We start from the raw sequence: 23,811 nt of genomic DNA, 5'->3' as shown, positions 1-23,811 counted from the left end.
GGGTTGGGTCAGCAAGATCCAACCCCCTCACCCCAGCCCTCTCCCCCAAGGGGGCGAGGGGGAAAGGGAGCCGATCTTCATGCTTTTCAAAACTTGAATTCAACCCGATATTTCATGTCGATGTAGCTCGTACAAACACCTCGGTCAGTCCCCTCTCCCTCGGGGAGAGGGTTAGGGTGAGGGGCTTTTGCTGTTTCAGGGCTCAACGAAAAAACGGCACATCCCCCAACACCGTCGCCCGCTGCATCACCCGCCGCGCCGGGCGGTAATCATCCACCGCGTAATGCTGCGTCACGCGGTTATCCCAGAACGCAATATCGTCCTGCTGCCAACGCCAGCGAATGGTGAATTCCGGCCGCGTTGCATGGGCGAACAGAAACTTCAGAATCGCCTCGCTTTCGGTTTCCGAGAGCTCATTGACCTTCGACGTAAAGCCTTCATTGACGAACAACGATCGATGCCCGCTCACCGGATGTGTACGAATCACAGGATGCGACAGAGGTGGATTCTTGCGCCGCGCCTCTTCCCATTGGGCAAGCGCTTCAGGCGTGTTGCCATAGCGCTCCAGCGGAAACGAACCGGTGAAATCGTGAGTCGCAGTCAGCCCTTCGAGCAGGGTTTTCATCGGTGTCGATAGCGCTTCGTACGCGGCAATCCCGCTCGCCCACAACGTGTCGCCACCAAACTCCGGCAGCAGCTTGGCGCTGAGTACTGCGCCCATCGCCGGCGTCGGCAGGAAGGTCACGTCGGTGTGCCAGATCGCATTGTCGCGCACGTCGGTGACGGCGGTGTCGAGGATCAGCACTTGCGGGTGCTCCGGCACGTTCGGGTAGATCGGGTGAATGTGCAGGTCGCCAAAATACGCGGCGAAACGCGCCTGTTGCGGCGGTTCGATCGGCTGGTTGCGAAAGAACAGCACTTGATACTTGAGCAACGCCTGCTCGATGGCATGGCGGTGTTCCAGGCTCAATGGCTGGCTGATATCGACACCGCTGATCTGTGCGCCGAGGGCCGAGCTTAACGGGGTGATGTGCAGGCTGCTCATGGTGGTTCTCTTCGAATTCGGGGGCTTACAAATAGTCAATGCGCCTGGCCGTGCCACGGCACCAGTTTGCGTTGCAGGGCGCGCAGGCCCATCTCCATGGCGAAGGCGATCAGGGCGATGACCAAAATCCCCAGCACCACCACATCAGTCACCAGAAACTGCGCGGCCGATTGCACCATGAAGCCCAAACCGCTGGTGGCGGCGATCAGTTCGGCGGCGACCAGCGTCGACCAACCGACCCCCAGACCAATGCGCACACCGGTAAGAATGTCCGGCAGGGCGCTGGGCAGAATCACGTGGCGAATCAATTGCGCACGAGTGGCGCCGAGCGATTGCGCAGCCCGCAATTTCGCCGGGTCTACGGTGCGCACGCCGGTCGCGGTCGCAATAGCGATCGGCGCGAAAATCGCCAGGTAGATCAGCAGCACTTTCGACAATTCGCCGATGCCGCACCAGATCACGATCAGCGGCAGATAAGCCAGTGGCGGAATCGGCCGGTAGAACTCGATCAGCGGATCAAGCACACCACGGGCGATGCGGTTGGCACCGATGGCAATGCCCACCGGCACGGCGGTCAGAATCGCGAAACCCAGGCCCAGGCCAATACGGCTCAGACTCGCGCCGAGGTGCTGCCACAACGTCGAATCCATGTAGCCGCTGGTCGCCAGCAACCAGCCTTTTTGCAGAACGGCAGACGGTGGCGGCAGAAACAGCGGTTCGATCAAGCCAGTGGCGGTAACTGCCCACCACACTGCCAACAAAGCGAATAACGTCAGGAGACTGATCCAGCGAGTGCTGAGGCTGCGGCGCGCTGGGATTACAACCGAAGGGGGTTTTACTGGCGCAGCGGAAACGTCGTAACTGCTCATGCGCGCTCCTGCCGTTGAACGGCGCTGCGTTGCGAGAACACTTTGCTGAGTACGTGTTCGCGGGTTTCGATAAAACGCGGGTCGGATTTGATTGCTCGCGCGGACTCACCAGCGGCATATCGCTGACCGAAGTCCAGGTGCAGGCGCTCGACGATCTGCCCCGGATTCGGCGCCAGCAGAATCAGGTCAGTGGCGAGGAACACCGCTTCTTCAATGTCGTGGGTAATCAGGAAAACCGGTTTGGCGGTGCGCTGCCAGACTTGCAGCAACAGCGCCTGCATCTGTTCGCGAGTAAAGGCGTCGAGGGCGCCGAAGGGTTCGTCCATCAGCAAAACGCGCGGGTCGGCAGCGAGGGCACGGGCAAGGCCGACGCGTTGCTTTTGCCCACCAGAGAGTTGCCAGATGCGTCGGCTTTCGAACCCGCAAAGATCGACCAGTGCGAGCATTTCGCGGGCGATTTTTTCGCGTTTGTCTTTGGCAAGGCCGGCCAGTTCCAGACCGAATGCGACGTTGGCCAACACGTCCTGCCAAGGCAGCAAGGCGTCGTCCTGGAACACCACGCCACGTTCGGCGCTCGGGCCTTTGACCGCCACGCCGTCGAGGGTGATGCGCCCGGCACTCGGTTCAACGAAACCGGCAATCAGGTTCAACAGCGAAGTCTTGCCACTGCCGGACGGGCCGAGGGCAACCAGCAATTGTTGAGGCCCCAGGGTCAGAGAAATATCCGCCAGCACCGGGTCCGGGCTGCCCGGGTACTGTGCGCTGATGCGCTCCAGCTGTAGCAAGGCCATCGCGGTTAACTCCCGATCAGTTGGTGATGTATTTGGCGCTGACGTACGGCGCGTAGTCCGGCAGAACGGCTTCGACCTTGCCTTGTTCCTTGAGGAACGCGGCGGTGTCGGTAATGGCTTTGGTGGTCGGCGCCCCGAGGTCGCTGACCTGATCCGCCGCCAGCGGATAGACGTTGCCTTGCAGCAGCAGCGGAATGTCGCTGGCCTTGGCGCCCGACAACTTCACAAGTTTGTCGACGTTGGATTGATCGGCGAGCCAGGCTTTCGGGTCCTTGCGGTAATCGGCGTAGGCGTCGAGGGTGACCTTGGCGAACGCGGTGACGATTTCCGGGTGTTTCTCGGCGAAGTCCTTGCGCACGATCCACGCATCGAACGTCGGCGCGCCGAATTTGGCCAGTTCGCCGGAAGTGATCAGCACTTTGCCGTTTTCCTTGGCCACACCGAGGGCCGGGTCCCAAACGTAGGTGGCGTCGATGTCACCGCGTTTCCACGCCGCGATAATCGCTGGCGGGGCGAGGTTGAGCACGGTGACTTTCGCTGGATCAATGTTCCAGTGCTTCAGAGCGGCGAGCAGGCTGTAGTGACCGGTGGACACGAACGGCACGGCGATTTTCTTGCCGATCAGGTCCTGCGGCGTCTTGATCCCGGAACCGTCGCGGGCAACCAGTGCTTCGGCAGCGCCGATCTGGGTGGCAATGAGGAAAGTTTCTACCGGGACTTTGCGGGTGATCGCCGCGGTCAGCGGGCTCGAACCGAGGTAACCAATCTGCACGTCGCCGGAAGCGATGGCGGCGATGATGTCGGCGCCATTGTCGAACTTGCGCCAGCTGATATCGGCTTGGGTGGCTTTCTCGTAGGCGCCGTCGGCCTGAGCGACTTTCGCCGGGTCAACGGTGGTCTGGTAGGCAACGGTGAGGTCGGTGGCCTGAGCCAGAAAACTCGCGGCAGCCAAAGAGGCCACGGCCAGCAGGCGAAGCGGGAAATTCAGTTTCATTGAAAAGCTCCATGTCAGGCGACCGAGTGTCGGCGTGAAAGGAGACTAAATGATCTAAGAATCGAGAAATAAATAACTTTTTCGAATGAGCTTATGAGCGGAAGAATCTAATCGGGAGATGTATTCGAGAAAAATTTGTGTCAGTGAGATCCAGCCCCTCACCCCAGCCCTCTCCCAATGGGAGAGGGGGAAAGGGAGCAGATCGGGGGCTTTTCAAATCCTGAGTTCGACTTGGTCGTTCAGGTCGGTGTAGCTCGAGCTAACAACACGGTCAGTCCCCTCTCCCTCCGGGAGAGGGCTAGGGTGAGGGGCTTTCAGGGGCTCTTCAGTTACTGATCGCCAGAATGCTCGCCTGGTACGACCCGACAAACACATCAAAATCGCCCACCTCGTTTTGCTCCAGCTCAGCCTGCGCCGCCAGCGAAGTTCGCGCCAACTCCTCAAACTTCCCTTGCTCATCAGCCGCCAATGGCTCGCTGCGGAAGAACTCGGCATGAGCCTGACTCTGGCGCAGAGAGAACTGCGCGAAGCTTTCCTTGTGCTCGGCCATCGCGGCCAGCACCTGCGCCGATGGCGTCAGGGACGAATCCTTGACCTTGGCCAGTTGCGCATCCAGCGCGGTGCTGTGCGCATCAGAGCCATGGCTTTGATCCAGCAGTGCCGCCAGCGGAGCAATCTGTTCCAGCAATTCGGCTGCCCAGGTCTTCATGTCGACCGCCTCACCGTCACGCTGCAATTGCAGGCCCGGACGGCGACCTTCCTTGACCACGCTGAGGAAGTTCGAGGTGGCATTGCTGCACGAGGTGTTGGTCAGCAGCGGGCTGTCGTTCAGCGCGCAATACAGCAGGAAGGCGTCGAGGAAGCGCGACTCGGTAAGGTCGATGCCCATCGGCAAAAACGGGTTGATGTCCAGACAGCGCACTTCGACGTACTGAATGCCACGGGCGACCAGCGCCTGGATCGGCCGCTCGCCGGTGTAGGTCACGCGTTTCGGGCGGATGTTGGAGTAGTACTCGTTTTCGATCTGCAGGATGTTGGTGTTCAGTTGCACCCATTCGCCATCCTGATGCGTGCCGACTTCAACGTACGGCGCGTAGGGCGTGGCGACGGCTTTTCGCAGGCTGTCGGTGTAGCTCGCCAGATCGTTGTAGCACGGCGTCAGGCCGGCCTGGGCGTTGCTCTGATAACCGAGATCGCTCATGCGCAGGCTGGTCGCGTACGGCAGGTACAGCGTGTCCGGGTCCAGTTGTTCCAGTTGATGCGAACGACCGCGCAGGAAACCGGCGTCGAGCGCAGGCGACGCACCGAACAGGTACATCAGCAGCCAGCTGTAGCGACGGAAATTGCGGATCAGCGCAATGTAGGAGACTGACTGGAAATCCCGGTCGGTACCGACAAAACCTTCCGCTTCCTTGAGCAGCGGCCAGAGTTTTTCCGGCAGGGAGAAGTTGTAGTGAATCCCGGCGATGCACTGCATGGTCTTGCCGTAACGCAGGGCCAGGCCTTTGCGATAGACGTACTTGAGTTGACCGATGTTGGAGGTGCCGTAATAGGCGATCGGGATGTCTTCCTCGGCCGGCAACGGGCACGGCATCGATGGACTCCACAGGTACTCGTTGCCGAGTTTGCTGTAGGCAAAGCGATGAATCTTGTCCAGGCTCGCCAAGGTGTCTGCCGGGTCGGGCAGGGCGGGCGTGATGAATTCCAGCAACGACTCGGAATAGTCGGTGGTGATTTTTTCATTGGTCAGCGCGGAACCCAAGGCTTCCGGGTGCGGCGTTTGCGCCAGTCGACCTTCGCTGGTCACGCGCAGGCATTCACGTTCGATACCGTGGAGGCACTGTTCGAGCAGAGAGAGGTTGGCGCGCTCGCCGAGCAGAGCCAGGCGGCGGTTGAGAAGTTCGCTCAATTTGGATTCCTTCACGCGTCAGTCGCCCCAATATGGGGGTGGGCAGGACGGTCTACAAGGGTGAAGTTGAAACTGGCGTTTTCGCCTGGTTTTTTGCGGCAGGCCATTTGCCGGTCGGTCAAGAACTGCACAATCCCTGTGGGAGCGAGCCTGCTCGCGAAGAGGGTTTTCCAGCCGACATCATCGCCGACTGACACACCGGCTTCGCGAGCAGGCTCGCTCCCACAGGATTCATTGCGCCGAAATTAACTCAAAATGATGATCAACATCTACAGGACAGCGAACGTGCCTTGCGCTTTTGCGACCAGTTTGTCGCCCTGCATCACCTCGGCCTCGACCACCAGCGTGCGCCGGCCCGGGTGGATCACCCGCGCCGTGCACAGCACCTCGCCGTCCGAGACGGCGCGGATGTAGTTGATCTTGCACTCGATGGTCGCGCTCTGCTGATCGAAGCCGTGGGTGCTGGAACACGCCAGCCCCATGGCGATATCGACCAGACTGAACAGCGCGCCACCGTGCAATTTGCCGCCGCGGTTGCGCAGTTCGGGTTCCAGCCCCAGGGCGACTTGCGCCACCCCGGTTTCCAGGCTGTGCAGGCGACAGCCCAACAGCTTGAAAAACGCGCTCTCGACGAGCCCGGCCGGCATTTCCATCAGCGTTTCTTCAGCTGTTTGGCGTTAGCGAACAGCGAGGCCATTGCATTGTTCACTGGCGCGGCAGTCGCGGTTTCCTTGCGCGGCGCGTTGTTCGACGGCTGACGCTGCGCCGAGCCCGGACGCGAGCCGCGGGCTCCGTCGATTTTCTCGCCCGGGGTGTCGCCCATGCGCATCGACAGGCCGACGCGTTTGCGCGGAATGTCGACTTCCATGACCTTCACTTTCACCACATCACCGGCCTTCACCGCTTCGCGTGGGTCCTTGATGAACTTCTCCGACAGCGCCGAGATGTGCACCAGACCGTCCTGATGCACGCCAATGTCGACGAATGCGCCGAACGCGGTCACGTTGGTGACGACACCTTCAAGGATCATCCCCAGTTGCAGGTCCTTGAGGTCTTCTACGCCTTCCTGGAACTCGGCAGTCTTGAACTCCGGACGCGGGTCACGGCCGGGTTTTTCCAGTTCCTGGAGGATGTCGGTCACCGTCGGCAGACCGAAGGTCTCGTCGGTGAATTTCTTCGGATCCAGACGCTTGAGGAAACTGGCGTCGCCGATCAGCGAACGGATGTCGCGGTCGGTTTCAGCGGCAATGCGTTGCACCAGCGGATAGGCTTCCGGGTGAACGGCCGAGGAATCCAGCGGGTTGTCGCCGTTCATCACGCGCAAGAAACCGGCAGCCTGTTCGAAGGTTTTTTCGCCCAGACGTGCGACTTTCTTCAGCGCTGCACGGGTCTTGAACGCGCCGTGTTCGTCGCGGTGGGCAACGATATTCTGCGCCAGTGTGGCGTTGAGGCCGGAGATCCGCGCCAGCAGCGCCACCGAGGCGGTGTTCACGTCCACGCCGACGGCGTTCACGCAGTCTTCGACCACGGCATCCAGACCACGCGCCAGTTTCAGCTGCGAGACGTCGTGCTGGTACTGGCCAACGCCGATGGATTTCGGATCGATCTTCACCAGCTCTGCCAGCGGATCCTGCAGACGGCGGGCGATGGACACCGCGCCACGGATCGACACGTCCAGATCCGGGAATTCCTTGGCTGCCAGTTCCGACGCCGAGTACACCGATGCACCAGCCTCCGAAACCATGACCTTGGTCATCTTCATCGCTGGATATTTTTTGATCAGTTCGATGGCCAGTTTGTCGGTTTCGCGGCTGGCGGTGCCGTTGCCGATGGCGATCAGGTCAACCGAATGCTTGGCGCACAGAGCGGCCAGAATGGCGATGGTCTGATCCCACTTGTTGTGCGGCACGTGCGGGTAAACCGTGGCGTGATCGAGCATCTTGCCGGTCGAATCGACCACGGCAACCTTGCAACCGGTACGCAAGCCCGGGTCGAGGCCCAGGGTTGCGCGTGGGCCGGCCGGTGCGGCCAGCAACAGGTCATGCAGGTTGTGGGCGAAAACGTTGATCGCCTCGGTTTCGGCGCCGTCGCGCAGCTCGCCCAGCAGGTCGGTTTCGAGGTGGGTGTAGAGCTTGACCTTCCAGGTCCAGCGCACCACTTCACCAAGCCATTTGTCGGCCGGACGGTTCTGGTTCTGGATATTGAATTGCTGACCGATCATGCCTTCGCACGGGTGCATGGTGCCCGGCAGTTCGTCGCCGACTTTGAGCGCCGAGCTGAGGATGCCTTCGTTGCGACCACGGAAAATCGCCAATGCACGGTGCGACGGCATGCTTTTCAGCGGTTCGTCGTGTTCGAAGTAGTCGCGGAATTTGGCGCCTTCCTCTTCTTTGCCGGCGATGACGCGGGCAGTGAGGATGGCTTCCTGCTTGAGATAGGTACGCAGTTTTTCCAGCAGGCTGGCGTCTTCGGCGAAACGCTCCATCAGGATGTACTTGGCGCCTTCCAGCGCAGCCTTCACGTCGGCCACGCCTTTTTCGGCGTCGACGAAGCGTGCGGCTTCGGTTTCCGGTGCAAGGTTCGGGTCGTTGAACAGGCTGTCGGCCAGGTCGCCGAGGCCGGCTTCCAGGGCAATCTGGCCCTTGGTGCGGCGCTTCTGCTTGTACGGCAGGTACAAGTCTTCGAGGCGGGTCTTGGTGTCGGCGAGTTTGATATCGCGCTCAAGAGCAGGAGTGAGTTTGCCTTGCTCCTCGATACTGGCCAGGATGCTGATGCGCCGTTCGTCGAGTTCTCGCAGGTAGCGCAGACGCTCTTCCAGATGACGCAACTGGGTGTCATCGAGGCTGCCGGTGACTTCTTTTCGGTAACGGGCAATGAAGGGAACGGTTGAGCCTTCATCGAGTAGCGCGACGGCCGCTTCGACCTGTTGTGGGCGTACGCCGAGTTCCTCGGCGATGCGGCTGTTGATGCTGTCCATAAAACCACCTGACATATTGTGAAAGCAGGCTCGCAGGCACGGAAATAAAAGGCCCGGAGTCTGGTTGAGCGGCTTGAAGATTGCCGCTGCCTGGGTCAAAAGGCAGCCCATTGACCCGTGAAATCGAACAATTACTGCGCTGGCCGGGAAAAAAGCCGGCTACTTGCGGTAACGATTCAGACGTTGCCTGGCACAAAACGCCGCGCATTATAACCAGCGTTCTGTCATTCGGGGGCGTCACAGTCTGTAGGCTTAAACCCCGGTTTTCTGGCAGTGAAGGAAAAATCTGCTAACAATGCACACGGTGCGTATAACGGCAGCTACGCCATAATGCGCGCCGAGCTAAAAGGAGCATCCAATGAGCAGCACTGCACAAACTGCTGAAGGCGAAAAAATTCTTATCGTTGATGACGATCCGGGGCTGAGCAGCCTGCTGGAACGTTTCTTCGTCAGCAAGGGCTACCGTGCCCGTACCGTACCGAATACCGAGCAGATGGACCGTCTGCTGGCGCGTGAAGTATTCAATCTGGTCGTCCTCGACTTGATGCTGCCCGGCGAAGACGGTCTGACCGCTTGCCGCCGTCTGCGGGCCGCGAACAACCAGATTCCGATCATCATGCTCACCGCCAAGGGCGATGAGATGAGCCGCATCAAGGGTCTGGAACTGGGCGCTGACGATTACCTGGCCAAGCCGTTCAACCCGGACGAACTGATGGCCCGGGTCAAAGCGGTGTTGCGTCGCCAGGCCTCACCCGTGCCGGGCGCACCGGGGAGCGAAGACGAAAATGTCACCTTCGGTGACTACGTGTTGTCGCTGGCCACTCGCGAGCTCAAACGTGGCGACGAAGTGCACATGCTCACTACCGGTGAGTTTGCGGTACTCAAGGCCTTGGTGATGAACGCGCGTCAGCCACTGACCCGCGACAAGCTCATGAACCTGGCCCGTGGCCGCGAGTGGGATGCCCTGGAGCGTTCCATCGACGTGCAGATCTCCCGTCTGCGCCGGATGATCGAGCCCGATCCGTCGAAACCGCGCTACATCCAGACTGTCTGGGGCGTTGGCTACGTGTTCGTACCGGATGGCGCCGCCACCAAGTGATCGGCGATTTGTAGGAGCGGGTCTGCTGGGGTTTGGTCAAACGGCCATGCCCACAGACTCGCAATCCGCAATATGCGAGCATTGCTCGCTCCTGCAAGTGTGTAGCGGTTATTGATGAAGACGCCCGTCTGGTTCCCCCAAAGTTTTTTCTCTCGCACCCTCTGGCTGGTGCTCATCGTCGTGCTGTTTTCCAAGGCGCTGACCCTGGTTTATCTGTTGATGAACGAGGACGTGCTGGTGGATCGTCAATACAGCCACGGCGTCGCCCTGACGCTGCGCGCCTATTGGGCCGCTGACGAAGAAAACCGCGCGAAGATCGCCGATGCCGCGACCCTGATCCGGGTGGTGGGTGCCGGTGTGCCGGAAGGCGAACAGCACTGGCCGTACAGCGAGATCTATCAACGACAGATGCAGGCGGAACTCGGCGCCGACACCGAAGTGCGATTACGCATGCATTCGCCGCCGGCCCTGTGGGTTCGCGCCCCGAGCCTGGGTGATGGCTGGCTGAAGGTGCCGTTGTATCCACATCCGTTACGTGGTCAGAAAATCTGGAACGTGCTGGGCTGGTTCCTCGCGATCGGTTTGCTGTCGACGGCCTCGGCGTGGATTTTTGTCAGCCAGCTCAACCAACCCTTGAAGCGCCTGGTATACGCCGCCCGGCAACTCGGCCAGGGTCGAAGCGTGCGTCTGCCGATCAGCGACACGCCGAGCGAGATGACCGAGGTCTATCGCGCCTTCAATCAGATGGCCGAAGATGTCGAACAGGCCGGACGTGAGCGTGAGCTGATGCTGGCCGGCGTCTCCCATGACCTGCGTACGCCGTTGACGCGCTTGCGTCTGTCGCTGGAATTGATGGGCGACCACAACGACCTGACTGACGACATGGTGCGCGATATCGAAGACATGGACGCGATTCTCGACCAGTTCCTCGCGTTCATTCGCGATGGTCGTGACGAGTCGGTGGAGGAGGTCGACCTCAGCGATCTGGTGCGTGAAGTGGCGGCGCCGTACAACCAGACTGAAGAGAAAGTTCGTCTGCGTCTGGAGCCGATCCAGCCGTTCCCGTTGCGTCGGGTATCGATGAAACGTCTGCTCAACAACCTGATCGGCAACGCTTTGAACCATGCCGGCAGCGGCGTTGAAGTGGCGGCTTATGTGTCCGGCGACACCAGTGCGCCGTATGTGGTGCTGAGTGTGATGGACCGTGGTGCGGGGATTGATCCGTCGGAGCTTGAGGCGATCTTCAACCCGTTCACGCGTGGCGACCGTGCACGCGGCGGCAAGGGTACGGGGTTGGGCTTGGCGATCGTGAAGCGGATTGCTTCAATGCATGGCGGCAATGTTGAACTGCGCAACCGGTCCGGTGGTGGTCTGGAAGCGCGGGTGCGGTTGCCGTTGGGGTTGATGCTTCCGCGCGATGCGGTATAGAAGCAGCTGCAAGTTTCAAGCTGCAAGCGGCAAGCGGCAAGCAAGAGCGACTTTACTTGTCGCTTGGGGCTTGCCGCTTGAAGCTGGCTTTAGCCTTTGCCTTTGGTGCGGGTCATATTCGGCCCGCCATTCTTCTCAAGATGCTCAATGATGATTCCCGCCACGTTCTTCCCGGTGGTGGTCTCGATCCCTTCCAGTCCCGGCGACGAATTCACTTCCATCACCAGCGGCCCGTGATTGGAGCGCAGAATATCCACGCCCGCCACCGACAGCCCCATGACCTTGGCCGCACGCAGCGCCGTCATGCGTTCTTCCGGGGTGATCTTGATCAGACTGGCGCTGCCGCCGCGATGCAGGTTGGAGCGGAATTCACCCGGTTTGGCCTGACGCTTCATTGCCGCGATTACCTTGTCGCCGACCACGAAGCAACGGATGTCTGCACCGCCAGCCTCCTTGATGTATTCCTGAACCATGATGTTTTGCTTCAGGCCCATGAACGCCTCGATCACCGACTCGGCCGCGGTCGCGGTTTCGCACAACACCACGCCGATGCCCTGGGTGCCTTCCAGCACTTTGATCACCAGTGGCGCGCCGTTGACCATGTCGATCAGGTCGGGAATATCATCCGGCGAGTGAGCAAACCCGGTCACCGGCAAACCAATGCCACGGCGCGACAGCAATTGCAGCGAGCGCAATTTGTCCCGCGAGCGGGCAATGGCCACCGACTCATTGAGCGGGAATACACCCATCATTTCGAACTGGCGCAACACCGCGCAGCCATAGAACGTCACCGACGCGCCGATCCGCGGGATCACCGCGTCGAAGCCTTCCAGTGGTTTGCCGCGATAGTGGATCTGCGGCTTGTGGCTGGCGATGTTCATGTAGGCGCGCAAGGTGTCGATCACGACCATTTCATGCCCGCGTTCAGTGCCGGCCTCGACCAGACGACGGGTGGAATACAGACGCGGGTTCCGCGACAGCACAGCGATCTTCATGCAACACCTGTGGAGGAGGTAGATACCGGGAACACCGGCTTGTCTTGTACATATTTGATGCCCGGATTGACCACCAACTGGCCATCAATCAGGGCTTTGGAGCCGAGTAACAGGCGATAGCGCATGGACTTGCGGCAGGCCAGGGTGAACTCGATGGGCCAGACCCGATCACCCAGGGCCAGTGTGGTGCTGATCACGTAGCGTTCCTGGGCATGGCCGTTGGAGCTCTTGATGGTTTTGCGCGTCACCAGTGGTGCTTCGCAACGCCGGTGACGCAACTGCACCACCGTGCCCAGATGCGCGGTAAAACGCACCCATTTCTCGCCGTCACGTTCGAACGGTTCGATGTCGGTGGCATGCAGGCTGGAGGTACTGGCACCGGTGTCGATTTTTGCGCGCAGGCCTGCAACGCCCAAATCCGGGAGCGCCACCCACTCGCGCAGACCGACAACGGTCAAATGGTCAAATGTCTTCAATATAAAAAACCAACGATTAACGCGCCCAGGCGTCAGGTGGTATCTGAGCCAAGGCTTTGAATGCAGGTTTGGCGAACCAGTAACCCTGCATCAGAAATATTCCACAGTCCGCCAGGAAATCCCGTTCACCGGCGCTCTCGATGCCTTCGGCAATGACTGTAACGTCCAACTCCGCACAGATTGTGACAATCCCCCGCACGATTGCCTGACGGACACGGTCTTGATCGACATCGCGGATCAACGCCATGTCGAGTTTGATCAGGTCCGGTTGGAAATCAGCCAGCAGATTGAGCCCCGAATAACCGGCACCGAAGTCGTCGATGGCGGTCTTGAAGCCGAATTCGCGGTATTCACGCAGAATATGGGTCAAATGGCGATAGTTATCTACGTGCTGGCTTTCCAGTGTTTCAAAAATCAGTCGGTCGATCGGGAAATTGTGTTTTTTTGCCGCTTCCAGGGTGCTGCGAATACATAACTCTGGACGATAGACAGCGTTGGGCATGAAGTTGATCGACAAGTGTGTCTGCATATTAAGATTGGCCGCGCCTTCGATGGCGCGCATCCGGCAGAGCTGGTCGAAACGGTAGCGGTTTTCTTCTGTAACCTGATCTAACACCGTCAATGCCCCTTCGCCGGCTACACCGCGGACCAGCGCTTCATGAGCGAAAACCGACTGGTCGCGCAGATCAACGATAGGTTGGTAGGCGAAGGCAAAATCGAAGCCCAGCGGCTCACTTTGCTGGCAGCCCTGGCAGCCCGTCTTGGGCGAGGTTAATGAAGACGGAAATTTAGTCACTCGATCACTCCATGCCGATGAATCGGCCAAGATCACAGTCTATCTGGAGGGGCGCGTTCTTGCGCCCGACAGAAACGGTAGTACAGTTCCGACTACTGGCTGAGCGAGGAATTCATATGGCACAAAAACAGGAAGAGGACGACAAGGTCCGTCTCGATAAATGGTTGTGGGCGGCGCGCTTTTATAAAACCCGTGCCTTGGCCAAAGCCGCAATCGAGAGTGGCAAGGTGCATTGTCGAGGCGAACGCTGCAAGCCCGGCAAAGAACCACGCGTCGGCGATGAGTTCGAGATACGTACCGGTTTCGAAGTGCGCATCGTCAGGGTCGAAGCCTTGTCGATCGTGCGTCGTGGGGCACCCGAGGCGCAGGCTTTGTACGCGGAAACCGAAGCGAGTATTGCTAAGCGCGAAGCGGCCGCAGCAATGCGCAAGGCTGGCGCATTGGGCATGAGCACCGACGGCAAACCGAGCAAGAAGCAGCGGCGGGATCTGTTTAAATTTCGTGGGAACAGCAACGACGACTAAGACTGATGTTTCAGTGCCGCCTCATCGCCAGCAGGCTGTCTCCACAGTAGGAATGTGGGAGCCAGCCTGCTGGCGATTCGAGTGCGCAGCACTCGCCGGGGCGACACGGTATCAGGCGCTACGCACCACACTCATCCGCGAAACCAGCGGCAACTTGCCCAGCAGATTGAACATCGGCGCCGTCACCTTCAACCAGAAATTCGCCGAGTGATACGCAAACGGCGTGTAGTAACCCCAGCCTAACGCCCACACCGCCAGCAACATCCCGCCGATGTAATCGTCCTGACCCCAATGCGCGCCAGCCACCAGTCGCGGCAGCATGAACAGCAGCGTCAGGCTCCAGATCGTCACGAACTGTCCGACCGTACGGCTGAACACACCCATGAACAGTGCCCAGATTAGCAACACCGACGCATGGTCACCGGGGAAGCTCTGGCTCGAGCGATCCTTCAGCTCCCAGGCCTTCTCCAAATGCGGGAAGTAGTCGCTGAGGTGCACCGCGCCCTCCAGCACCATCGACGGACTGCTGTGCTGCCAGCCCATGTGGTCGGCGAACTTGGAAAACAGTGCGCGAATCACCACCATCAACAACAGAATCGAGAAAAAACCGAAAAACGCGCGACGCACGTCAATTGCCTTGAACACCCAGTCGCCCTTGATCAACAGCATCAGCAGAATCAGTCCGACGACGATGTCGAACGGGCGCAGACTTGCAATTGCCCAGATGTGGAGCCATATCGGGTTGCTGGCCAGCGGTGCATTGAGCGAGCGAAACAGCCACTCGTCGAAAATCACACACAGCATGTTGCCCGTAGGCCATAACCAGAAAGCCAGCAACGCCAATGGCACGACGTTGCACAGAACCAGCCGACCGAGGTTCCACCTTGATTGGAACAAACCCGGATTGTTCATAAAATGCCTCCCGTGGCTGAACGATCGCACCAAACAGGTGCAAAGAAGCGCGGCATTTTCATATTTTGTAACCAATTTGTCATCAATTCAGATACCCAAACCTATGACCGATCTCCCGGATACCGATTACACCCAACGCTTCATCTTCGATGACAGCGATACTCGCGGCGAACTGGTAGCGCTTGAGCGCAGCTACGCCGAAGTCCTCGCCAAGCACCCGTACCCGGAACCGGTTGCGCAACTGCTGGGCGAATTGATGGCGGCGGCCTCGTTGCTGGTGGGCACCCTGAAGTTCGACGGTTTGCTGATTCTGCAGGCGCGTTCCGAAGGCCCGATCCCGATGTTGATGATCGAGTGCTCCAGCGATCGTGAAATCCGTGGCCTGGCGCGTTACCACGCCGATCAGGTCTCGGCGGATGCGACCCTCAGCGACTTGATGCCCAACGGCGTCCTGGCCCTGACCGTCGACCCGACTGTTGGCCAGCGCTATCAGGGCATCGTCGACCTCGATGGCGAAACCCTGTCCGATTGCTTCACCAACTATTTCGTCATGTCGCAGCAGGTCGGTACCCGCTTCAAGCTGTTCGCCGACGGTCGTCGCGCCCGTGGCATGTTGTTGCAACAACTGCCGGCCGATCGCCTGAAAGACGAAGAAGATCGCGCCGCCAGCTGGCAGCACATCACCGCGTTGGCCAGCACCCTGAGCGCCGATGAACTGTTGAGCCTGGACAACGAAACCGTGCTGCATCGCCTTTATCATGAAGAGCAGGTGCGCCTGTTCGATGTGCAACCTCTGCGATTCCACTGCAGCTGCTCGCGGGAACGCTCGGGCAATGCGCTGGTCAGTCTGGGTCTGGAAGATGCGCAGGCACTGGTGGCCGAGCAGGGCGGTACCGTCGAGATCGATTGCCAGTTCTGCAACGAGCGCTACCTGTTTGATGCGGCCGATATCGCTCAATTGTTCGCAGGTGCGGGCGTCGACACGCCGTCAGATACCCGGCACTAAAACGGTTCAGCGCAGGTAAATTCACTGCTCAACGACGGAATTACGCCGTTACGACGGGAGGGCCCTACTCTTTTTGGGCTTTTCTGGCATAATCCGGCCCACTTTTTTCGCGGTAGTAGTGCACGACTTTCTACTACAAAACGTTTGGAGCACACTCGGCCACTGGCCGACGGGGAACCTCATGACGCAAGCCAATAACGCCGTGTACACCGATCTGAGTGTTGATGATCTGGTAAAAGAAGCCCTGAACCGCGGTGAAGGCGAGCTTGCCGATACCGGCGCTCTGGTTGTTCGCACCGGTCATCGCACCGGCCGTTCGCCAGTCGACCGTTTCATCGTTGAAGAGCCTTCCACTCAGGCCGCTATCGCCTGGGGCCCGATCAACCGCAAGTTCCCGGCCGACAAGTTCGATGCCTTGTGGGCTCGCGTAGAAGCCTTCAACAACGCGCAAGAGCACTTCGTTTCCCACGTGCATGTAGGCGCGGCTGAAGATCACTACCTGGCCGTGAAAATGACCACCCAGACTGCCTGGCAGAATCTGTTCGGTCGTTGCCTGTTCATCAACCCGGCCCAGTACAACCCGGCTGGCCGTGATGAGTGGCAAGTACTCAACGTCGCCAATTTCGAGTGCGTGCCTGAGCGTGACGGCACCAACTCCGACGGTTGCGTGATCATCAACTTCGCACAGAAAAAGGTGCTGATCGCGGGCATGCGTTACGCCGGCGAGATGAAGAAAGCCATGTTCTCCGTGCAGAACTTCCTGCTGCCGGCCGCTGACGTGCTGCCAATGCACTGCGCTGCCAACATCGGCGAAGAAGGCGACGTGACCCTGTTCTTCGGTCTATCCGGCACCGGCAAGACCACCCTGTCCGCCGACGAAAGCCGTTACCTGATCGGTGACGACGAACACGGCTGGGGCGAAGGCGTTGTCTTCAACATCGAAGGCGGCTGCTACGCCAAGTGCATCGACTTGTCCGAGAAGAACGAGCCGGTCATCTGGAAAGCCATCAAGCACGGCGCTGTGCTGGAAAACGTCGTCATCGACGATGCCAAACACGCTGACTATGCCGATGTCAGCCTGACCCAGAACAGCCGCGCTGCGTACCCGCTGGAACACGTTGCCAAGCGTTCCGAGCACAACCTCGGTGGCGAGCCGAACGCTGTGATCTTCCTGACCTGCGACCTGACCGGTGTCCTGCCGCCAGTGTCGATCCTCAACGAAGAACAAGCGGCTTACCACTTCCTGTCTGGTTACACCGCACTGGTGGGCTCGACTGAAATGGGTTCGGGCAGCGGCATCAAGTCGACCTTCTCCACCTGCTTCGGCGCACCGTTCTTCCCGCGCCCGGCCGGCGAATACGCAGAACTGCTGATCAAGCGCATCCGCGGCTTCGGCTCCAAGGTTTACCTGGTCAACACCGGCTGGACCGGCGGTGGCTACGGCGTCGGCAAACGCTTCAACATCCCGACCACCCGCGCGGTGATCGCAGCGATTCAGAGCGGCGCCCTGATCGGCACCGAAACCGAACACCTGGACACCATCAACCTCGACGTGCCACTGGCCGTACCGGGCGTTGAAACCGGTCTGCTGAACCCACGCAACACCTGGGCTGACAAGGCTGCATACGACGAAGCCGCAAAAGCACTGGCCGGTCTGTTCATCGAGAACTTCAAGAAGTTCGAAGTGAGCGACGCGATCAAGGCTGCTGGGCCGAAGTTGTAAGATCTGTCGTGAATGAAGAAGCCGCCCCTTGGGGCGGCTTTTTTGTGGGTGAGGGAACTATTGTTCTTTTAACTCGCTTTGAGCTTTTCTAGTTTTGAAAAAATCTCTTATCGAAAGAGGAGTTAATTGTTGCGCCTCTAATGTAGCCATTGTTTGGGCCCTCCAATCTAGGTCGCCTTCTTGTCTTAAGGATTTTCTAATCTCAATTATGGTTCCTAGTGCGCGGGCGGCCCAATCCCTGAATGCGTCAGGCTTCAAGATGAAAACATCTTTTAAGTGTTCAGCCCCTCCGGGTGATACGTGGTTCACGGGAGTAATCAGTACTTTTATTATCTCCGTCCCTTCGTGTACACCACCCACATTTTCTCTAATCCAGTTGTCGTGACAAAATACCTGTCGTGCTTTCTCCACTGACAGAACATCATTAGTAGCGTTTGTATGATCTTCGAATACGATGCACAAGTCATTGCTAAGCAGCCACCAAGGATCTGGTGCTGCTCTGAGTTCAGTGTTACCTGCCTCGCAGCCAAGCATTAATCCTAATTCAAATTGACCTTGTTCAAATTTTTGTGCCTCCGAACTTGCTAAGGCACTTATTATTTCGGAATGTTTTCTATTGAATCGACTGTTATTTTTTACGCCAAAACTAAGCAGATGATTTTCTAGGCGCTCAACTGTTTTGGGAAGGTAAGGATCTTGGGTGTTGAATTGAGATAGTTCTACTCCGGCGGATTTTGCTAGATCTACAAGCCATAGAATAGCCATGGTCGCTTTCATGGCTTCTGCGTAGTAATCCTTACTAGTATCTTCAGAAATCTGTTTTGCTTCGAATGCCATGCTCAGGCACGAGCCAGCAAGATAATTCCATAATGCCCTGTACCCCTTTAAATTAGGGTGTTTTATTACTCCCAAGATATTCCTGCATTCATCAAATGCAGAAAGATAATCAGCCCTCCATAGATGATTTAAGTATTTGATTTCAAACGTCACTGACTTTTCTAGCTCCGCCATTTCCACGGGGGTTTTGCGAGTTTTACTACTCCTGTTTTGAACGATGGAATCGTTCGCTTCAACCCAATCATCATTTTGAGATCTAAATGCTAGGAGATTTTCCACTATGTCAGAGATCTCCGCAGATGATTGAAATTCTCCAAAGTCAATTTCAGCTTGTATTTCAGGATGAAGATATTGGGTGTTATCCTTTGTTAGCAAATAATCTAACCATTCGTTGCCTTTTACAATAACAGCCGCGTAATCACTATTGGCCCTAGTGCAGCGTCCTACAGCTTGTACGATCCTAGTTTGAATTCGATCATTTAATAGTACGCCACATCCCATTTTTGACATTAAGAACTTTTCTTGTAAGTTGGCAGACTTTGGAAGTCCCTCTAACACTAGCAGACGACATTCGTCATGAGGGAAATCCATGCCGTCATATCTATTTGCAATTACGGCAGCTGCAAAGGTACAGCTTGTAAAATCCTCTTTTGATGCCTCGATCTCTTTTGCACCGAATAGTGTGTATTTTCCAAGTTTTTGTATCTTTTGCTTCCTGTCTTCGGTTGCTCTGTCGCTAGGCGTTATAAACAAAGCTCTACCAAAGATAGATAGAGATTTCTCGATTAAGTCTTCTGTCTTGGTCTCATCATGTGAAACTTCAGGGAAGATAAAGAAGCGTCTTCCTATGCCTTGTTCATCAGTTTGAGATTCTGGAGTCAATCTATAAATATTAGCTCTGCCAGTTATCCGCTCTAGATCTCCGCCATTCCCCAAGGTGGCTGACATGTAAATTCTTTGCTTTGCGTCACTAAAAGGAACGTGGGTGTGGGTTGGAGGAATTATTGGTCTAATTAAAATTTGAGTTGCTGAAATATAGCAGTGGCAGGCTTGAATATGATCTCTCAATAATGACCATGGATAATATAATGAATTATCCGTTGTTTCGATATCTAATAGATTTATGATTTGATCTTTTAACTTGTAAAATGTAGTTGTAGGTATTTTTTCCAACCAGCTAAGAGATTGGAGGTCTAGTTCTCTTTGAGCTCTTGTTAGATTGGGTGTATCTTTGTGGCCGTCGAGCAAAGTTACTAGAGCGTTGTAAGTGCTCGAATTGTTTTTTCTGTCGATAAGCAGGGAGAACATTGAAGAGATATAGTTTTCGCAGGAGTGGGCGTCATCTAGGATTATTACGTCCGGGTTTTCAAAGAACGGGTTTGTATTGAATAGCGCGCTATAGGATGTAACGGCGATTTTTTCGATTCGTCGATACGAATTCTTTGACTCAAATGAATAGTCTTGTTTGGCGCCGGTGAATTCAGCGACATCAATTCCATAAATGTCACGGGCTTGTTTGACTACTTGGTGTACTAATTGATTTGTTGGGCACAAATATACGACTCTATCTTGAAACTTTCTCCGGCGCCATTCAGCAAGCACAATTCCAACTAAGGTTTTCCCACTGCCTGTAGGAAGTCTTATAGCTACGTCCGGTTTTTCTAATGCCTTGTCTGTATATTCCCTCCAAACATCAGCTTGTCTCGCTAAAGGACCTTCGATCTTTTTTGTTCTTATATCATGCAGCATTGACTCAGGCGTCGTAACTGAAAGCGTTACATTTGTTTGTTTTTTAAATGCCATTTCAAAATTCCATTTTGTTAACGGTTTGAATTAAAGTCAGAAGTCTGATGGATGATTCGGTGGATTTACCCTCAGTGCACTTTTCAAATGTCAGTAAGATTCAAAGCTAAGCTTGATGGACTTATTCCTAAGATTAAATGTAGTTATAGATTTCGGTTTTCTCAAATCCAATTCGAAATTATTCTTCCCGCGAGCACGTTGAGCGTCAATTCATCGGCTCCATCGGCGTTATGAGTGCTCTGGCGGTTTGATCGAGAGGGCTCGCGCCATGATCAATCAGTATCGCTGATGGAGCTAATGACGCGGTATTTGGTAGGAGTGTGGTTGTACTTTCTCTTCAGGCTAGAAGTACTCGTAAGGTTTTATCTGGATTACATAGAATTGAATGCTCGACTATTCGTATCAAGATCACCAATTCTTAAATGCAGGCGTCATGGTTTCCTGTTCTTGCCTGGACAACCCAATTGCCGCGGCCAATCTCGGCCATTGGCTAACCACTTCTTGAAGATGCTTAATGATGCTTTCAGCATCCGAGCGGCTAACTCGAAAATACTCCGCCACTTCCCTCGCCAGTTCCAAATCCAGCGCATTGTCAGAATCAGTGATGTTCAGCTTCAACCCATCCGCATGCGCCACCGGGTTCATGTCATACGCTGCCGACAAGCGCCACCCTCGACCAGGATCCAGAACAAAACCATGGTTGCGGAGGTGGTCGTCGGTGTTGGATACGAGGATGTTGAAGACAATTCGCGACCACAGCTCACGAAGATCTGCGTTGGGTTCCGAGCCGTGTTCCATGATGACTTCCGCCAACTCAAGATAGCTGGCGCCGGTTGAGGCGTCGTCGCCGTCGACGCGGTTGGTCATGGTCATGGCTGATGCGAAGTGATGTCGGCCGCCGCGTTCGGTTCGGTCGAAACGCTTCACCAGGAAGCAGTGGTGATCGCTTGCGTAGCGTCGGGCCATGGCGGTGGCAACACGTAGACCACAGTTGACCGCCAAAGCGTTTACTACAAATTCCCAACCACCAACATCGTAGTCATCCCTCGTACTTGGGAATTTGGCGATCCATAGTTGGCCGAACTCGTCGACGACGCTGGCTTTCGGTCTGGCGCCGCCCAGTGAGCCGCCCGGTGCGATGAGCATTCTTAGCCATTCGCGGCCCTCGCTGGCTGTGTTGTCCCTGTCGTTTTCCAGGGCGAGACTTGCCTGCTCTAACGCGCGCAGCTCGACAAAGGGTGGAGCGGCAATGCCGTCGCGGTCGTCGAGGAAGTTGCCTTCGTCATTGAGTTTGTACCGAAGGGCGCCGACACGGAAAAGGTCGTGTACGCCAAGCAGGTAATCGGATTCGAACAGCTTGCTGTCCTTGGGAATCAAGCCGTCACGAATGTCCCTTTCCAAGCGGCGTTTCATCAACAGTTGTCCCCAGCGATCAGGACTTGAATCTGCAAATACGCCAAAGCGGCTCTGATGTTCGCCGGGGAATTGGCGGCCTTCGAAGGGGCCGATGCGCGGGTCTAGAGTTATGGAACTCAACTCGGGATCGGCCAACGCTTTCGGGTCGTACTCAAATTCGAACACGTTGGTGTTGCGTGTTTTCCTCACATGCAGAAATCCGAGGCGTCTGGCGCCTTTCAAGGATTCCCAGTCCGCATAAACAGCAATCAGCGTCATTCTTCACCTGTTGGGGGATCAGCCTTTTTCTTCTTGTTCAAAAGGCTGGAGAGTGAGTGTGTGCTGAATGGGAAGTCAGCCGGGATTTTCGTGGTAGTGGCGGCATCGATAACGTTTGAAGTCCCGACGTGTTCGGGTGAGCCCTTTTTTACCGCGCTGGCTGCTCGCACTCGCTGGGGCTTTTTGGCTGCGGATCGTGTTGCAGGCATTAACTGCGCATCCTGCAATTGGCGACCCATTTCATCGGCTGCAGCCAGTTTGTTCAGGTCCTTTTCCAGCCCCAGCACCTGCATGACCGACAGGTAGGCCCCGATGGTTACCCCTGAACCGCCTGACTCCAGATGGCGCAAGGTTGTCAGCGACATGCCTGATCTTTCGGCGACTTGCTTGGCCGTCAATTTGCGGCGTAGGCGAGCCAGCTTCAGTCGTTCACCAAGGTCGACTAAAAGCCGAGCAGTGGAGGGCAAAAGCGGTGCTGTTTTCTTGGCCATGTGGCAGTATTCCTTCATTTTTAAACCTTAACTGCCAGAATAATAGCACTTAAGCTGAAGGACGCTGTTTGCTGCAAGATCCGTGAAAAACGAAGTTAAGTGGCATTATTCCATCTGTTTTCGGTTCATATAGCTAGAATACTGCCACTTAAATATTAGCGCTTCCACGAGTCAGTCCGGTTTTTGCCGGTATTTTTCGAGAACGCTTGGCATCAGTTCATCAAAGAATTTGCTCATGGTTGCTCCCATGTTTGGTTACCGATTTGTTGATCGCTCTTACAGAGTGCATAAGAGCGATACGATCACTCAATTTCAGGCTGGAGCCTTCCAATTGAGCATCTGCTGCTGCGCGACTTGCAGCAGGTCACAGCCATCCTGCGTCAGCAGATAGAGGGCATGGGTGATGTGGGGGATGTCTTCGACGTCGGCTTGTTTGAAGCTGAGGCAGTAGAGAGTGCGTAGCAGATCGGCGGAGGCGCGTAGACGCTGGACCGCGCATTCGAGGATGTCTTGCGGGTTGGCGTTTGTGTCGATGATCAGGGGCTTGGTGTCGGTGAGGTTGGATTCGAGTGGGCGGTAGCGATCGGGGGTGAGCGGGTTCCATGCTTTCATTGTTCTTCTCTCTATGGGCGTTCCAATAGCCGCCGCCATCATGACCAAACGATGGGAGGCGACTGTGTTCGGGTTGGTCAACCAGAGAGAGAGAACTCTGTGTACGCCGAAGCGTCCCAAACACAGCCGCCATAAAGCGTGCCGCGCAATAGATCGCGGCAAGCATACAAGCGCATGCGCAGTTTCTCTCTCTCAATTTCAGGTGACCAAACCCGAGCCGCTGATTTGGCAGCGACAGTCACGACTATAGAGACGAGCTACAGGGCGGCGATAGAAGACAAGGAGTCTGCCCTTGTAGGAACGGGACGGAGATTTGATAGGTCATTGCTGCTGTTCCATCAACAGTTTTAAACGAGCGCGCTTATCTGTCGGCGGATGTGAACAGCGGGATTCAGAGTGCCGGGTTGTTTTCAAGAGGGTTGTTGGTTGCTCGTGGGTGTTCGATTTTAAACTTGGCAACCTCCAGCAGTTCGCAGCCATCCTGAGTCAATAAGTACAGCGCATTGATAATGTTCGGGATGTCTTTGACGTCTGCTTGTTTGAAACACAGACAGTACAGAGTTTCCAGAAGATTGTTGGCGGCGCCCAATCTCTGTTGCGCGGCATTCAGCAAATCTTCATGACAGGCTTCTGTATCGATGACCAGCACCGGCTTGTCGCTGTAGCAGGTTTTCAAACGGCGGTAGCGGTTGAGGGGGAGTTGAGGTGGATTCATGGATCAAGCCTGTCCTTTGAGAGATCGCTACGGCGGGATTCAGTCGCGTCGGCCACTATAAGAGGGCGCTGCGCCGTGGGACAAGACAGCCAGGATGGACAGCGTTTGTAGGGGGTTTACCGGGGTTCGGGTATT

General features: G+C 56.6%; 21 protein-coding genes. 5 read left to right on the top strand and 16 right to left on the bottom strand.

The window, feature by feature from the left end; all coding sequences use genetic code 11:
- Positions 1-202: 202 nt before the first annotated feature.
- The 7 genes from tauD to AB4P91_RS04070 all read right to left on the bottom strand — a co-directional run bounded on the left by tauD (position 203) and on the right by AB4P91_RS04070 (position 8,585).
- Positions 203-1,045, bottom strand: coding sequence for a taurine dioxygenase (gene tauD / locus AB4P91_RS04100; RefSeq protein WP_395604363.1), 843 nt, complete (start codon positions 1,043-1,045; stop codon positions 203-205).
- A 35-nt stretch (positions 1,046-1,080) separates the two neighbouring features.
- Positions 1,081-1,914: a taurine ABC transporter permease TauC gene (gene tauC, locus AB4P91_RS04095; protein ID WP_150596770.1), complete on the bottom strand. Its 834-nt coding sequence runs from the start codon at positions 1,912-1,914 to the stop codon at positions 1,081-1,083.
- Positions 1,911-2,705 (bottom strand): taurine ABC transporter ATP-binding subunit, encoded by a 795-nt coding sequence (tauB, locus tag AB4P91_RS04090; RefSeq protein ID WP_150687664.1) that lies wholly within the window; start codon positions 2,703-2,705, stop codon positions 1,911-1,913. The genes tauC and tauB overlap by 4 nt, the downstream gene beginning before the upstream one ends.
- A gap of 16 nt (positions 2,706-2,721) precedes the next feature.
- The gene (tauA, locus tag AB4P91_RS04085; RefSeq protein WP_150687663.1) at positions 2,722-3,699 is read right to left on the bottom strand and encodes a taurine ABC transporter substrate-binding protein; all 978 of its coding nucleotides are present in this window, start codon (positions 3,697-3,699) and stop codon (positions 2,722-2,724) included.
- Between the two features lie 325 nt (positions 3,700-4,024).
- Complete coding sequence (gene gshA / locus AB4P91_RS04080; protein WP_150593831.1) at positions 4,025-5,608, bottom strand: glutamate--cysteine ligase; 1,584 nt, start codon at positions 5,606-5,608, stop codon at positions 4,025-4,027.
- 269 nt (positions 5,609-5,877) lie between these two features.
- Positions 5,878-6,261, bottom strand: a complete 384-nt coding sequence (locus AB4P91_RS04075) for a PaaI family thioesterase (RefSeq protein ID WP_150596774.1) — start codon at positions 6,259-6,261, stop codon at positions 5,878-5,880.
- Positions 6,261-8,585 (bottom strand): Tex family protein, encoded by a 2,325-nt coding sequence (locus AB4P91_RS04070; RefSeq protein WP_395604362.1) that lies wholly within the window; start codon positions 8,583-8,585, stop codon positions 6,261-6,263. Before AB4P91_RS04070 ends, AB4P91_RS04075 begins: the two co-directional genes overlap by 1 nt.
- Before the next feature lie 358 nt (positions 8,586-8,943).
- Here AB4P91_RS04070 and ompR point away from each other — a divergent pair, with 358 nt between their 5' ends.
- The gene (gene ompR / locus AB4P91_RS04065) at positions 8,944-9,684 is read left to right on the top strand and encodes a two-component system response regulator OmpR (RefSeq protein WP_150593835.1); all 741 of its coding nucleotides are present in this window, start codon (positions 8,944-8,946) and stop codon (positions 9,682-9,684) included.
- Positions 9,685-9,798: 114 nt separating this feature from the next.
- Positions 9,799-11,112 (top strand): ATP-binding protein, encoded by a 1,314-nt coding sequence (locus tag AB4P91_RS04060; RefSeq protein WP_042557135.1) that lies wholly within the window; start codon positions 9,799-9,801, stop codon positions 11,110-11,112.
- An 89-nt stretch (positions 11,113-11,201) separates the two neighbouring features.
- Here the strand turns inward: AB4P91_RS04060 and rimK are convergent, their stop codons facing one another.
- From rimK to AB4P91_RS04045, 3 genes are all read right to left on the bottom strand, one after another.
- Complete coding sequence (rimK, locus tag AB4P91_RS04055; protein ID WP_007952690.1) at positions 11,202-12,107, bottom strand: 30S ribosomal protein S6--L-glutamate ligase; 906 nt, start codon at positions 12,105-12,107, stop codon at positions 11,202-11,204.
- Positions 12,104-12,523 (bottom strand): ATP-dependent zinc protease, encoded by a 420-nt coding sequence (locus AB4P91_RS04050; protein ID WP_234451789.1) that lies wholly within the window; start codon positions 12,521-12,523, stop codon positions 12,104-12,106. The genes rimK and AB4P91_RS04050 overlap by 4 nt, the downstream gene beginning before the upstream one ends.
- A 76-nt stretch (positions 12,524-12,599) precedes the next feature.
- Positions 12,600-13,379 carry an EAL domain-containing protein gene (locus AB4P91_RS04045; RefSeq protein ID WP_150596775.1) on the bottom strand — a complete coding sequence of 260 codons (780 nt, stop codon included), beginning with the start codon at positions 13,377-13,379 and terminating at the stop codon, positions 12,600-12,602.
- 116 nt (positions 13,380-13,495) lie between these two features.
- On the opposite strand from AB4P91_RS04045, the gene AB4P91_RS04040 reads away from it, so the two are divergent.
- Complete coding sequence (locus AB4P91_RS04040) at positions 13,496-13,903, top strand: RNA-binding S4 domain-containing protein (RefSeq protein WP_150593838.1); 408 nt, start codon at positions 13,496-13,498, stop codon at positions 13,901-13,903.
- A 111-nt stretch (positions 13,904-14,014) separates the two neighbouring features.
- Here the strand turns inward: AB4P91_RS04040 and AB4P91_RS04035 are convergent, their stop codons facing one another.
- A complete protein-coding gene (locus AB4P91_RS04035; protein WP_395604361.1) occupies positions 14,015-14,815 on the bottom strand; it encodes a phosphatase PAP2 family protein in 801 nt (266 codons plus the stop codon).
- A gap of 103 nt (positions 14,816-14,918) precedes the next feature.
- Here AB4P91_RS04035 and hslO point away from each other — a divergent pair, with 103 nt between their 5' ends.
- A complete protein-coding gene (gene hslO, locus AB4P91_RS04030) occupies positions 14,919-15,821 on the top strand; it encodes an Hsp33 family molecular chaperone HslO (protein ID WP_150593840.1) in 903 nt (300 codons plus the stop codon).
- Positions 15,822-16,002: 181 nt separating this feature from the next.
- A complete protein-coding gene (locus AB4P91_RS04025) occupies positions 16,003-17,544 on the top strand; it encodes a phosphoenolpyruvate carboxykinase (RefSeq protein WP_047299301.1) in 1,542 nt (513 codons plus the stop codon).
- Positions 17,545-17,601: 57 nt separating this feature from the next.
- Here the strand turns inward: AB4P91_RS04025 and AB4P91_RS04020 are convergent, their stop codons facing one another.
- The 5 genes from AB4P91_RS04020 to AB4P91_RS04000 form a co-directional block, all read right to left on the bottom strand.
- Positions 17,602-20,184, bottom strand: a complete 2,583-nt coding sequence (locus AB4P91_RS04020; RefSeq protein ID WP_395604360.1) for a DEAD/DEAH box helicase — start codon at positions 20,182-20,184, stop codon at positions 17,602-17,604.
- Between the two features lie 408 nt (positions 20,185-20,592).
- Positions 20,593-21,858, bottom strand: coding sequence for a type II toxin-antitoxin system HipA family toxin (locus tag AB4P91_RS04015; RefSeq protein ID WP_395604359.1), 1,266 nt, complete (start codon positions 21,856-21,858; stop codon positions 20,593-20,595).
- Positions 21,855-22,349, bottom strand: a complete 495-nt coding sequence (locus AB4P91_RS04010; RefSeq protein ID WP_150596776.1) for a helix-turn-helix domain-containing protein — start codon at positions 22,347-22,349, stop codon at positions 21,855-21,857. The genes AB4P91_RS04015 and AB4P91_RS04010 overlap by 4 nt, the downstream gene beginning before the upstream one ends.
- Before the next feature lie 312 nt (positions 22,350-22,661).
- Positions 22,662-22,961, bottom strand: coding sequence for a hypothetical protein (locus AB4P91_RS04005; RefSeq protein WP_150593843.1), 300 nt, complete (start codon positions 22,959-22,961; stop codon positions 22,662-22,664).
- A 391-nt stretch (positions 22,962-23,352) separates the two neighbouring features.
- Positions 23,353-23,676 (bottom strand): hypothetical protein, encoded by a 324-nt coding sequence (locus tag AB4P91_RS04000; RefSeq protein ID WP_395604358.1) that lies wholly within the window; start codon positions 23,674-23,676, stop codon positions 23,353-23,355.
- Positions 23,677-23,811: the final 135 nt, after the last annotated feature.

Origin of the sequence: Pseudomonas sp. B21128, assembly GCF_044218865.1 — a bacterium.
Taxonomy (GTDB): Bacteria; Pseudomonadota; Gammaproteobacteria; order Pseudomonadales; family Pseudomonadaceae; genus Aquipseudomonas; species Aquipseudomonas iridis.
This window is presented reverse-complemented; position numbering and strand designations above follow the sequence as displayed.